This is a genomic window from Halobacteriovorax sp. XZX-3 (assembly GCF_043196495.1).
Classification (GTDB): Bacteria; Bdellovibrionota; Bacteriovoracia; order Bacteriovoracales; family Bacteriovoracaceae; genus Halobacteriovorax_A.
In genome coordinates, this window is record NZ_JBEBMO010000002.1 from 845,706 (window position 1) to 858,025 (window position 12,320).

General features: G+C 36.6%; 14 protein-coding genes and 1 tRNA gene. 6 read left to right on the plus strand and 9 right to left on the minus strand.

Annotated features, from left to right (window positions below; all coding sequences use genetic code 11):
* The first annotated feature begins 4 nt into the window (after positions 1–4).
* The gene (locus ABMA70_RS14555) at positions 5–547 is read left to right on the plus strand and encodes a hypothetical protein (RefSeq protein WP_392992500.1); all 543 of its coding nucleotides are present in this window, start codon (positions 5–7) and stop codon (positions 545–547) included.
* Positions 548–846: 299 nt separating this feature from the next.
* Here ABMA70_RS14555 and ABMA70_RS14560 read toward each other — a convergent pair.
* From ABMA70_RS14560 to ABMA70_RS14575, 4 genes are all read right to left on the minus strand, one after another.
* Positions 847–923, minus strand: a tRNA-Arg gene (locus ABMA70_RS14560).
* A 40-nt stretch (positions 924–963) separates the two neighbouring features.
* Positions 964–1,347 (minus strand): DUF2237 family protein, encoded by a 384-nt coding sequence (locus ABMA70_RS14565; protein ID WP_233189715.1) that lies wholly within the window; start codon positions 1,345–1,347, stop codon positions 964–966.
* Positions 1,348–1,364: 17 nt separating this feature from the next.
* Positions 1,365–1,724 (minus strand): hypothetical protein, encoded by a 360-nt coding sequence (locus ABMA70_RS14570; protein ID WP_392992498.1) that lies wholly within the window; start codon positions 1,722–1,724, stop codon positions 1,365–1,367.
* Positions 1,721–2,302, minus strand: a complete 582-nt coding sequence (locus ABMA70_RS14575; protein WP_158246871.1) for an RNA polymerase sigma factor — start codon at positions 2,300–2,302, stop codon at positions 1,721–1,723. The genes ABMA70_RS14570 and ABMA70_RS14575 overlap by 4 nt, the downstream gene beginning before the upstream one ends.
* Before the next feature lie 143 nt (positions 2,303–2,445).
* Here ABMA70_RS14575 and ABMA70_RS14580 point away from each other — a divergent pair, with 143 nt between their 5' ends.
* Positions 2,446–2,976, plus strand: a complete 531-nt coding sequence (locus tag ABMA70_RS14580; RefSeq protein WP_103218045.1) for a hypothetical protein — start codon at positions 2,446–2,448, stop codon at positions 2,974–2,976.
* A gap of 29 nt (positions 2,977–3,005) precedes the next feature.
* On the opposite strand, the gene ABMA70_RS14585 is transcribed toward ABMA70_RS14580, so the two are convergent.
* The 4 genes from ABMA70_RS14585 to ABMA70_RS14600 form a co-directional block, all read right to left on the minus strand.
* A complete protein-coding gene (locus tag ABMA70_RS14585; RefSeq protein ID WP_103218044.1) occupies positions 3,006–3,743 on the minus strand; it encodes a hypothetical protein in 738 nt (245 codons plus the stop codon).
* Positions 3,733–4,716, minus strand: coding sequence for a lipoyl synthase (lipA, locus tag ABMA70_RS14590; protein ID WP_103218043.1), 984 nt, complete (start codon positions 4,714–4,716; stop codon positions 3,733–3,735). The genes ABMA70_RS14585 and lipA overlap by 11 nt, the downstream gene beginning before the upstream one ends.
* A gap of 83 nt (positions 4,717–4,799) precedes the next feature.
* Positions 4,800–7,103: an RND family transporter gene (locus ABMA70_RS14595; RefSeq protein WP_392992496.1), complete on the minus strand. Its 2,304-nt coding sequence runs from the start codon at positions 7,101–7,103 to the stop codon at positions 4,800–4,802.
* 186 nt (positions 7,104–7,289) lie between these two features.
* The gene (locus ABMA70_RS14600; RefSeq protein WP_158246870.1) at positions 7,290–7,847 is read right to left on the minus strand and encodes a pentapeptide repeat-containing protein; all 558 of its coding nucleotides are present in this window, start codon (positions 7,845–7,847) and stop codon (positions 7,290–7,292) included.
* A 100-nt stretch (positions 7,848–7,947) separates the two neighbouring features.
* Here ABMA70_RS14600 and ABMA70_RS14605 point away from each other — a divergent pair, with 100 nt between their 5' ends.
* Genes ABMA70_RS14605 through ABMA70_RS14620 form a run of 4 tightly spaced genes read left to right on the plus strand, consistent with a single transcriptional unit; the run spans position 7,948 to position 11,900 of the window.
* Positions 7,948–8,841, plus strand: a complete 894-nt coding sequence (locus ABMA70_RS14605) for a LysR family transcriptional regulator (protein WP_392992495.1) — start codon at positions 7,948–7,950, stop codon at positions 8,839–8,841.
* Positions 8,842–8,883: 42 nt separating this feature from the next.
* Positions 8,884–10,776 carry a hypothetical protein gene (locus ABMA70_RS14610; RefSeq protein ID WP_392992493.1) on the plus strand — a complete coding sequence of 631 codons (1,893 nt, stop codon included), beginning with the start codon at positions 8,884–8,886 and terminating at the stop codon, positions 10,774–10,776.
* 3 nt (positions 10,777–10,779) lie between these two features.
* On the plus strand, positions 10,780–11,382 hold the full coding sequence (gene pdxH, locus ABMA70_RS14615) for a pyridoxamine 5'-phosphate oxidase (RefSeq protein ID WP_103218038.1): 603 nt from the start codon (positions 10,780–10,782) through the stop codon (positions 11,380–11,382).
* Positions 11,383–11,399: 17 nt separating this feature from the next.
* A complete protein-coding gene (locus ABMA70_RS14620; RefSeq protein ID WP_392992491.1) occupies positions 11,400–11,900 on the plus strand; it encodes a hypothetical protein in 501 nt (166 codons plus the stop codon).
* On the opposite strand, the gene ABMA70_RS14625 is transcribed toward ABMA70_RS14620, so the two are convergent.
* Positions 11,890–12,282, minus strand: coding sequence for a hypothetical protein (locus ABMA70_RS14625; protein ID WP_392992489.1), 393 nt, complete (start codon positions 12,280–12,282; stop codon positions 11,890–11,892). The two genes, ABMA70_RS14620 and ABMA70_RS14625, sit on opposite strands and share 11 nt — an antisense overlap.
* Positions 12,283–12,320 lie beyond the last annotated feature (38 nt).

Genomic DNA, 12,320 nt, shown 5'->3' on the forward strand with positions numbered 1-12,320 from the left:
AAAGATGAAAAAACTTATGTTGGCCACTGCACTTATCTGCTCATTTTCTTCATTTGCAAATGAACTTGACCTTAACCTAGAGGCACAAGCGATTCAAAATGTAGAAGAAAGATATGATGAGTCGGGACTATATTACGACGTAAGATTAAGTGTTCCTATTATACCAAGTGATATTACTGGGGCGGTAGGGTATCGCACTGAGAATGAGTTAATTGAAGTTGAAGCCTATGCTGGTGTACGTGCTATCCGTTATATCTCTGCTCATGATAAATCGTTACATATTCCTTATGGGGCAAGAGTTCGCGTTGCTTTAGATAATTCTCGAAGTCTTTACTTAGAGTATCAAAGAGAGGAAGTCGCTGACTTTGGTAATGATGATGGCCTTCTTGAAAAAGAAAATATGTTTTCACTTATTAAGTATAATTCTGATAAGACAATGTACTTTGGTTGTGGTGTAGCAAAAAGTGTTCACCATGCTTGGAGTAATGAGAGTCATAGTCCGGAAGACTCGACTTATGTTGAGTGTAATTTTGGTCGAAAGTTTTAAGCGAAGTACGCGTAACCGTAAGCCGCAAACTCGCTACGCTCGTTTTAGCTTCCTTGAGTCACATTCATCTGTGCTTTAAAACTGCCCTTTGGGGCACTTTTAAAGCACGATGTGGCGCGGCCGGGAGGACTCGGCTTCTCTGCGTCGGCATCCATGCCTCCTTGTTCGGCCCGACTCGGTCGCTTCCGCTCGCATCCAGCTCGCTCTTCGCTATCGCGCGCTCCCTCGCTTCTCGTCCTCCTCATTCAAAAGAGAACTTTCTTAGATTAAAAGTATTATGATTGAAATAGGGAACTAGGTGGCGCGGCCGGGAGGACTCGAACCCCCGACATTCAGATCCGAAGTCTGACGTTCTATCCAACTGAACTACGGCCGCATTCGCTCTATTGTATTCGCTATCTTTAGGCCAGTAAAGCTTAAGCTTTGTTATAGGCCATCTCTGTTAGAAATTGCATTGGAATCACGGCCAGGGTTTCTTCATGGCACGCTTCAAGTATAATTGGACAGGCCTTTCCTGCTTTGTATGCGCTAAGCCATCTTCCTGCACATAAGCACCAGCGATCACCTGGTTTTAGACCTGCAAATTGAAATTGCGGCATAGGAGTTGATAGATCATTTCCATCGGCTTTTGAGAACTCAAGAAACTCTTCTGTAACGATACAGCAAACAGTGTGCATTCCTCGATCATCAATATCTGTACGACAAAAACCGTCACGCCAAAATCCAGTCATTGGTGTACACCCACACATCTGTAGGGGAGTACCTAATACATTTAAATGGCCGTTGCTTTCACTTGTCACAGATATTCCTTGGTTTTTTAATAATCACTATATTCGCCGTCAACATCAATGTAATTATATGAGATGGCACTTAGTTCATCAATACTTTCTAAAACCTGGTCATCATTTGTAAAGTTACTTTCAATATAGGCCAAGTAATCTTTCACATTGCTGGCCGAGGAGCTCGGTTGCTCAAGGCTTAGGGTGATAACTACAGCAAGACAGATCGTAATGCTTGCTAGAGCTGCACATAACCACTGGGCCCTCTTCTTTTGCTTAGCTTTCAAATGAGATGTAAATTTTGTCTTGAACGCAGCATTCATCTCCTTTGGTGGATTAATTGCAGCTTTTGTTCTTAAATTTGTTTTCATATTCATTTCTTTATTTGAATCTTTCATAAAGACTCCAATTGTGTTTCAAGTATCTCTTTAAGTTTTAGTTTTGCTCTGTTTATTAAATTCTTAACGGCCTGTCTCGACTTTCCTAAAATCTCTGCAATCTCATCTCCAGTGTACTCATCCATCCACAGGGTAATGGCCTCTCTTTGTGTTGGAGGTAAGTTTGAAATTGCTTCAATTATTATTTCTGAATTGGCCTCTTCAATAAGCTTTTCAAGAGTCGATACTTGCTCATCTTCTATACCAATAATCACATTATCATCGGCAACATTTAATTCTTTTATTTTCTTTAAATAGTCATAACTCTTATTTCTTGCAATCGTCCAAAGCCATGTCGATACTTGATATTCTTTTCGATACATCTTTCTCTTGTCATATAAAGTGAAGAAAGCATCGTGAACAATCTCTTGGGCCTTTTGCTCATCGAGTAGGATATAATAAACATATTGATAAAGCTTTGTACTAAGCCTTTGGTAGAGGACCTCAAAAGCTTGGTGGTCATCATTTTTTGCAACAACTTCCATTAGGTCAGATGAGCCTAGTTTTGATTGCGAATTTGACCAGATAAAGTTCTTCATTATACGCATACCTATTATACGAATATTGCTTACAAAGGTTTCGCACTTTCAATAAAGTGCTATAATATTCACTAGTTACAGGACAGTGAAACCTTTTCCATTGCCACCAGTATAACAGTTAACTGGATAAAAAGGAGAAAATGATGAAAACTCTTACTATATTAGCTTTAACTTTTTTATTAGCTTTTTCTACACTCGCAGATGGTGAAAAGAAAAGAGATCGAAAGCATAAGAAAGATAGAAGTGCACGTTATGAAAAGATGACTGAAATGGATGGTGATTTTTCTAAACTTTCTAAAGGGGATCTTAAGAAATTAGAAAGTGAATTTGCTAAGTTTCAAGATGAACAACATAAGAAGAAAGTGGCATTTGAGAAAAAAGTATTTTCAAAAAGAGAGAAGTTTTTAAAAGATAATGAAGCATTAATGCTAAAGCACTTAGATGAAATCTATGCTCTAAAGAAGAAGTTACAATTTGGTAAAAAAGAAGAAAATAAAAATATTAGAAAACAAATTAAAGAAAAGAGTAAAGAATTTAGAAAGTCGATGAAGCAACTACGACACAAAGACCAGCGCGATAGTATTAGAAGTATGAAAAAAGAATTCTTTGAAGAAATGAAAGTCGAAAGAAAAAAGTTTAAAGAGAAAATTAAATCTTATAGTAAGAAATCGTAATAAAGAAAGGGCCAATAGATGGCCCTTTTTTAATTCTTATATATTTCTTTTACGAGTTGATTAATAAAGCGCATACGATATTCTTCGTAGCTAGTATTAAGACCATCAGATGAGATATTTACAAGGGTATTATAAATATCACCAGGAAGGCCACAAGGGAATGTCATCATTAAGGCCTTATTCATCTTCTCTGATGGATAAATATTTAAGGCCATCCCGTGCATTGAAACAAAACGCTTAAGTTGGATGCCCATTGAAGCTACTTTCTTCTCACCATGCCAAAGTCCTAGGAGAGGGCGATCAAAGTCGAGATCATGAATCGTGTTATCACTCGTATTTATAGCGTTTACCGTACTTTTAAAGAGCTTGTTAATAAGCTCAATTGTTCTAAGCTTTTGTTGACCAATATGAACAATAGGGTAGACAATCACTTGTCCCGGATGATGGAAAGTTAGTCCTCCACCGCGCTTAATTTCCACAACAGGAACATCGATCTTTCCGACAAGGGCCTGATCAAAATCAACAAGTCCATGCTCTTCAATTTGATCTCTTTGAAGTCCTCTTCCCATTGTAAAGACTTCTGGGTGAGAGGTAATGATATAAACCATTTGCTCTGGATTATTGTAGATATATTCATTGGCCTTTTCTTGGAAAGCTAGCGCTTCTAGATAGTCCCAATTATCTTTGTGAAAAATATATATTTGGTTCTTCGACTCAAGTGAGTAATCTTTGATACCAAGATCATTAATTAAATTGTTAAACGTCATGACCTTTTGCCCTTAGGTGATCAAGGTAATCCGCTGCCTTGTAACTACTTCGAACCATCGGTCCTGAAGCAACAAATTCAAAGCCCATTTCATAGGCAATCTCTTTGTAGCGATCAAACTCCTGTGGCCTATAGTATCGATCAACGCTTAAGTGTCTCATCGTTGGGCGCATGTACTGACCAAACGTTACGATATCACAACCAACTTCTCTAAGGTCTTTGAGTGTCTCAAGAATTTCTTCATGAGTTTCACCAAGTCCTAGCATTAAGGAAGTCTTTGTCGAGATATGTGGATAATTTTCCTTATAGAACTTTAAGCAGTTTAAAGTCTTTTCATAGCCGGCGCGACGATCTCGCACATCGTGAGTTAGCCTTCTAACAGTTTCAACGTTTTGTGCGATAACAAAAGGGTTACTCTTAGCAAGAGTGTGCATATGTTCTTCGACTGCATTGAAGTCTGGAATTAGAACTTCAACAAGTGTCTCTGGATAGTCTTTATTGATTCTTTTAACGACGTTTGCAAAGTGGCCAGCTCCAAAGTCTGGAAGATCGTCACGATCAACACTTGTCACAACAAGGTACTTTAGTGACATTGTTTCAACCATCTTTGCAGCATTTTCGATTTCATTGAAGTCGACAATACCTTTTGGGTTTCCTGTATCAACATGACAGAACTTACAGGCACGAGTACAAGTACCACCTAGAATCATCATTGTTGCAGTCTTTGCAGACCAACACTCAGACATATTTGGGCAACTTGCTTCTTCACAAACTGTGAAGAGTTGCTTTTCTCTTAATTCTTTTCTGACTTCTTTGAAGTTGTCACCAGTTGGGATCTTATTTCTCAACCACTCTGGCTTTCTTTCAAGGTTACGCGCTTCTTGTTTCTTTCCAACATTAAGACGTGCTTTCTTTTCTTGAATTTTCTTACGAGATTCTTCGTAATCCATTTGATTTACTTGGTTATCAGTCATTTATATAATCCTCAAAATATGTCCATGCTTATAGCAATTTTAAGCTCGTAAGTTAAGACATATGATGAGGACCTACGTATTTTCTATACCTTAGCAGTATCAGTCTCAACTTTTGAGCTCTTTAAACTAAGTAATGCAGCAGGTAAGATCACTAAGTCGGCCAATAGGGCAAGAGTTAGGATCACCGAGCAGTACACTCCAAACTTTTGATTTGGAACAAAATCACCTAAGTAGAAAAGTCCGAAGGCAATCGTTAACATTGTTGTTGTAAGCGCTAGTGCTTTACCTGTTTGGTGCATTGTTGATGCTAACGCATCATGGCCGTTCATTCCTTGAAGTATTTTTAACTTATAATTCGAAATGAAGTGGATGGTATCATCGACTGCAATACCTAAACACACGGCAAAGACGATAACGTTACCAATATTTAATTCATCACCTGCAAAGTACATAATTCCAGCGGCCACTGATAGTGGAAAGACATTTGGAATTAATGAAAGCATCGCTAATTTTAAATCCTTAAAGACAAATAATATAATTAAGAAAATGATAGGGAGTGAAATACTCATGGATGTTAAAAGAGTATTCACAACAAGGTCATTAACTCGATTGTAGATAGGAGATTGACCGGCTTCATAGATTGTAATGCCAATTTCATCAGCTTTCTTTAAGATTTTATCTGTTTTTGCAATAGCGGCCGTTGAATCGTTTACATCCCACATAACAAGGACTCGAAAGCGGCGATTATCAAGAGATAGCTGGTTTTTTAAATCAAGTCCTTGCGGTAGTCCTAAAGTGTATAAGAATAATTGGTCTGCTACTGCACGACGTGTATCTGGAATTGCATAAAATTCTTCATTGTCACCATGAAGAGTTTTATTCATCTGTTTTACAATATCGAGGATTGAACTAACACGAATAATTTTTTCGTCTTTAAGCATCCACTGAACTAGTTCTTCTGACTTCTTTAAAAATGCAGGGTCTTTAACACCTTCTGCCTTCTCTGAGTCAAAAACAAGTTCAATCATTCTTGAGCCACCAAATTCTTTACGAACCATGTTAAAGGCCTGCTTAACTGGCGTATGCTCATCAAAGTATTCGATAGGATCAGCGTTAATATAGTTTTGCATCCCAAAGTAAATTGAAGCGATTGTGATAATAGGAGTTAGGATATTGATTACAACCTTATGTTTTTCTGCAAACATGAAGATTCCATCAAAGGCATGGAATTTATCGTCTCGATCTCCAACTTTAAAGTGAACCTTCGTTAACAAGGCTCCCAGGAAGAAGTAAGTGTAGAACCACGCAATACAAGTTCCGATTCCTGATAGGATACCAAGATTGTAGATTGGTTTAATATCTGTTGAAGTTAGTGAGAAGAATCCAATAGCTGTCGTTAGAGTTGTGAGCAGTGTTGGAATAAAGTTCTTCTTTAAAGCTGCAACGGCAGCATCATGTTCATTCATTCTATCGAAAATATAGAAGTGTCTATAGGTAATTAAGATATGAATCGAATCAGCTAATCCAATTGCGATTAGGATTGCTGGCAGGGCCGCAATAATACTTGATAGTTCAATACCAAGATGTCCTTCAATTCCAAATGTCGTTATAATGGCAAGACCAACTAATGAGAATGGGAGTACTATTCCTAAGAGGTTTCTAAAGAATAAGAAAAGGATTAGAGAGAGAACTCCAACTACTATTGGAAAGACAACCATCATATCTCGATCAGATGCTCTTTGGAGTGACTCGTTGATAAAAGAGATTCCACCGAGATAGAATTTCACACCTTCTGTCTTATTGTACTTCTCAAGCAATGCTTCTGTATCAACAACAACCTGATCATAAGGAGGAGTACCTTCAAATGTATCAAGAAAGGCCCTAATATACGTAAAGCGTCCCGATTTAGAAATAATTGAGTTTACAAGCATGCGATCATTAGTTGCGTGCTCTTTTTTTAAATTTAAATTTTCTGGAGTTAGCTCAACTTCTTCATCTAAAAATGGTGTAATAAAAATATCATCATCTTCTGATTCTATTGAGTTGTGATTTGTTAAACTTTCAACACGAACAATATGCTTAATTTGCCAAAGATCACTTGTGATGTCTTGAATCGTCTTAATTGTATTTTCATCAAAAAGACCATCTTCCTTATAGACCATGATATCGATTGTATCCGAACTACCAAAAATCCCTTCATGCTCCTTAAGATCAATTAGACGTTGATCGTGCTCCATTAGCCAACCCTTTACAGAGTAGTTTGCGTGAATTTTCGGAAGGCCACTACTAATGGCAATGAAGAATAAGAATGAGATTAGAAGACAAGTTTTAGTATGATCGACAATATACTTTGAGACTCTTTCTGCTAGTGAGTGAACACGTTTCATATAATCAATTTCCTTTGAAGTTTGCTTAATTACTATATTAAGTTTTATGAAGAAAAGCTAAGAATTTTGGGGGGAGATTATAAGAAATACTTGATTGATGTAGACGCTCTAGCAAAATACTGTCGATACTCTCTACGTGTTCGAGAGTGAACATTGTGTGCTAGAGCGTTAGCGTAAAACTAGTTTTTAGTGGATTCCGATGAAATCCATTCCTAGCTTTTCAATGGCATTCTCTTTCAAGAATGGCATCTTCGTATTGATATTAAATTTAGCACCTTTAAGGTTGCAGTTAATGAAGATCGTTCCCGTTAAATCAACATTAGAAAAGTCACAATCTTTAAGGCTACAATTTTTAAAAGTAACTCCTCGTAGATTTGCCCATCTCATGCTTGTTGCCGCAAGATCACATTCTTCAAATGTACTATCTTCTAAATTTGTACATTCCAAGCTTACATCTTTTAAGTTAATTCTCTTAAAACGATTCTTTGCAAGGTTTGACCATGTGAAGTCAACACCCTCGTAATTTGAATTATTGTGCTTGGCGTATTTGATATTACATTTTCTTAGATCACTTTCGTTAAGATCCGAGTGACGGATGCTAATCTTATCTAGCATCGAGTTATCAAACGAACTCTTCTCAAGCTTAGAGGCACTGATTAATCGTAAGTTATCAACATTCCTAAGATTGATACGATTTTCATTTTGTTTTTTGATTGCTGTAAACATCGTGTTTTGCGTCGTCATTTCCATCCTCTTTGTAAAACTAGGAAGATAGTAGCGATTTTATTTAGCTATATTAAGTCAATTGTTTGTAAATTCGGAATTTCCGAACTATTGTATTTGCATGAACTGGAATCATCTCTATTGTTTTTATGAAGCTGCAAAGCATAAATCCGTAAAGAAAGCCGCTTTGAAAATGGGCCTTGCTTCGTCGACTGTGAGTGAGCAGATTAAAAAGCTTGAGCAAAATTATGGCGTCCAACTATTCGAAAGAAAAGTTAGAGAGATTGTTTTAACTAAAAAAGGTGAGGAAGTTTTCTCACACGCCAAAGGTGTTTTTTCAAATGGGATGCGTCTTGTTGATAACTTAACGCCACATGATGATGGTGGTTATGATGTGACTTTTTCCATTGAATCTCATTTGGAGTCTCCAAATATTGCAACGGTTTTAGCGGATTATTATTCAGCCTATAGTGATTTTGGCCATACAATCACTAAACGTTCTAAGAACTTCTCACAAACTATGTACTACCTTGAAAATGATACTGTTGATGTGGCCATTAGTGATAAGAAGTTATCAAACGAATTATACGAGAATTTCCTCGTTGCTCAAAACTACCTTAAATTCTATGCAAATGAGACGGTAGCCAAGAAATATGACCATCTTCCATTTGAAAAGTTAGTAAAAAAACTACCAATAGGTTTTCTTTCTTCAGATGAGAAAATGATTGTTAGTGCTAAACAAATTCTTAAGGATCAAAAAGTTTATCTAAAAGAAGCCTTCTTTAGTGAGCACCTCCATTATCTTTTAACACTTGCCCAACGAGGGGAAATCATCCTTGCTGCAATTGGCAATGAATCAATATACCAAGAACTCTATTGTCTTGGACCAGAGCATGACATTCATCTTCCAACATTTGCCATTATTAAAAAGCAAAATGAAAATTTACTATTCGCAAGAAAATTAAAAGATTTATTAATGGTTGAGGCCGATGCCGCTCACTTAAATCTGCATTAATTTCTATTTGCCGAGCTGTTTAAAACTCGTTAGCATCTATCGATGAATAAAATTTCGCTTATTAAATCCATTGCAATGACAATATTGATCGCCCTTTCTCTACAATCAAGGGCCGAGGATATTGGTTTTCTTAAAGATGGAAAAATCAAAGATATTATCGTTAGGGAAATTGCTAACCTAAACTTATCAACAACAGTAAAGCTTCTTGATTGGAAGAAGATAAAGGGTGTAGGTGTCGGCCTTAAGTATGGCTACGAAATGACGCCATCGTACTTAAAAGGAAAGTTTGCTCGTGTTGATGAGTGGAGTTTCAATCGTCATGTAAATCCTGGCTCATATATTGATGCTGTTACGCCAATTAATTTAACATTTTCAAAGAATGATCGTGTAACTTTCATTCGCCATTTCGAAGACCAAAAGAAAGCGATTTTAGCAGTTCCTTATTCTATCAATAAACTACCATATAACGCAGAAAGTACTCTAAAACGATTGGCCATTGGTGACTTCGTTAGTATTCCTGCTCAGATGACATTAAACTTCGGCATGAGCGCATCATATGGTTATGGTGATATTGTGGATGCTAGTGCATTTGCCAATGTTATTACTAGTGGTAATTACAATATCAATATTTACCGCATGGATGAGAGTAAGGTTCGCCTTAAAATCGTAACGAGAACTTCGACTGAAGCCAAAACAGGTGCTCAAGTAAAGAGTGATTTCTTTGTCGCGCTAGTTGAAAAAGTAAATGCTCCTGACTTTGTTTCTAAAAATTTCCAACTGAAATTAGTCGAATACAATTTAGGGCGTGGAATAGGTGAACAGTACGTTTTAGACTACATTTTTGATCTAAGCCTGCCACATGCTAGAGAAGCATTTGATCGTATTATCAAACCTAAGTATAAGCTTGATACAGATAAGATGATTGGACAGTATACTGGACGAAAGTATATTGAGGAAAAGTTAATCTCTGACTTTAGCCTAGCAAATGAAATTGCAACATTTGGTACAGGTGTAAAATTACTTTTTCAAGGATTCAATGAGTATAAGTTCAAGCGTCGTGGTTTTAAGCTTGGTATCTTTATTAGTGAAGTTGATTATGACTGGACTTATTATAAGAATAATATTTCTATTATAAATGGCCCTGATGCAGGAGAGTATTTCTTTCCAAACAAAGTCTACAAGTACAGTGAAGAGTTTAATATCCTTATTCATAAAAGAAAGGATAGGATCGAGGAGTCTTACTTCTCTTTCATTCCAAAAGATAGGGCGACTGAAACTTCTGTTGATTTCGGAACTAACTACATTAGAAAGGATCGATATTTCACAAGTGGAGAGTGGCGATCAACGAAGAAAAAGATCAAGGCCTTGGTTCCTAAATTTATCTTTTTAAAAATGGACTTCAAGGAATTAGATTCAATCAAGACTAATATTACAACCGAAGTTAAGTATCGTCTTGTACTTAGAAAAGAGATTTTTGACTATATTAAAGATGTACCTCTTGATCGAATAATTGATGAAGTTAACAAGATCAAAAAAGATCGTGGCTACCGAGTTGTTTCAAGAAATGGAAAAGGTGACCATATCATAAGTAAGATTTTCTTCTGGCAAAGGGCGCATACTCGTCACGTTGCTAGGAGAATTCAAAAAATTCTTAACTCAGATGTCGAAAATATCTATATTAAATTGGAAAAGGTGATCGATAACATCGACAAGAATAATTTTCGTAAGTATTTTTATCGTGTTGTGCAAAGTCTTGTTCCTGTTGATGATCTGCCAAACTTAATGTTTTTTAAGTTGGATATCTTAGGTAACCGTACTCAGCCTGTACATTTTAAGTATGGAGAGCATGAGTTTCCTAAAATATATTATGAGATTTTAGATATTAACCGCGACTTTCACGACTCAAAAAGAGACTTTCAAATTATTACGGAGTAGGTTGTGAGTGATTACAAAAAATTTATAGGTGAGTACAAAGATTCTCCAGTTGAGATTTTTGAGAAATGGTTTAAAGAAGCTGTTGCTACAGAAGAGAATGGACCTGCATTTACACTTTCAACTGTCGATAGTGACGGGCTTCCAAATGCTAGAACTCTCTTATTAAAAGAAGTCTTAGATTTTAAACCATTATTTTTCACAAATTATGACTCTGTTAAGGCCAGCGAGATAGAGAATAATCCAAAAGTCGCTATGACTTTCTATTGGCATCGTCTTGGAAAACAAGTCAGAATTAGAGGTTCAATCTCTAAGTGTGATTCGCAAATTTCGAAGAAGTATTTTCATTCCCGTGCTCTCGAGAGCCAAGTGGCCAGCTTCATTTCTAAACAGTCTTCTTCAATTGAAGACAGAAGTAAATTAGAGCAAGAATATAATGCTGGTCTAGATCGCTATAAGGATGAAGTTCCTTATCCTGAAAACTGGGGTGGGTACCTAGTTGATATCCAGGAAATTACTTTCTTTATTTACGGAGAGTTCCGTTTAAATGATCGTTTTCAATTTATTAAAAAAGGTAATGAGTGGCATTCTCTAAGACTTTATCCATAATTATATTAACAATTTTCTTGTTGGTCCCTAATGGGAATGCATCAGAGCTATATGCTGGAGGTGGAGCATCCTTAAGTGGTGTTATCTCTGAATCTGATTACTATAACGGCGCTACCGCAATTTTTCCATCTGCCAATGTAGGAGTGAAATTTGGTGCTTTGGCCATTGAAGGTTTTTTTAGAAAGGGGACGCTTTCTAATGATCATCAAGGCTTTAAGATCGATTTGGACACAAACCAATTTGGTTTTATGTTACGTCTATCTCCTGAAGAATGGCTTGATATGAACTTGGGAGGACATTGGACAATGGTGGAGGGAAGCTCTTCTGTTTATAATGGGCAAGTACTGACAGGTTTAGTTAATCGTACGTATAGCTCAGTTATTTTAGGAATGGGATTTAATATACCGCTTTCAAATCAATTGCGTGTACGTACTGATATGAACTTCTATTCTGGAAAAGAAATTTTCTCTCTTTTTCAATTTGATATTTCTGTTGTTTATAGCTTTCTTACTTTTTAGATTGGCTGCTTGCTGGCAATCTTCCACTTTCTCTAGTGATAAACTTTGCAAGTTCTGGTGTTACAAGCCCACCCTTATCTAAGGCCGTTGCGAGTTTGTCATTACCAGTTTTAAGTGAACCAATATATTGTTTGGCTTGTTGATTTGCAGCAACTAGGGTTTGCATATTATCAAGTGCTGCTTGATATTCTGTTTTGATTTCTTGAATCGTTTCTTTATGGCGAGCGACCTCTTGCTTTAGATTCGCAATCTCTACCGCCTGACTAATGTGAGCATTTAGATTTTTTTCAAATTGGATTGCATCTTGATCTTTAAATTCACGACCAGCTTTGATTGTGAAAGCGATTAGAACAAGTAAGTTAGCAAAAATAATTCTTTTCATAAATATCTCCATTATTCCATGTACCTATCGACATAATA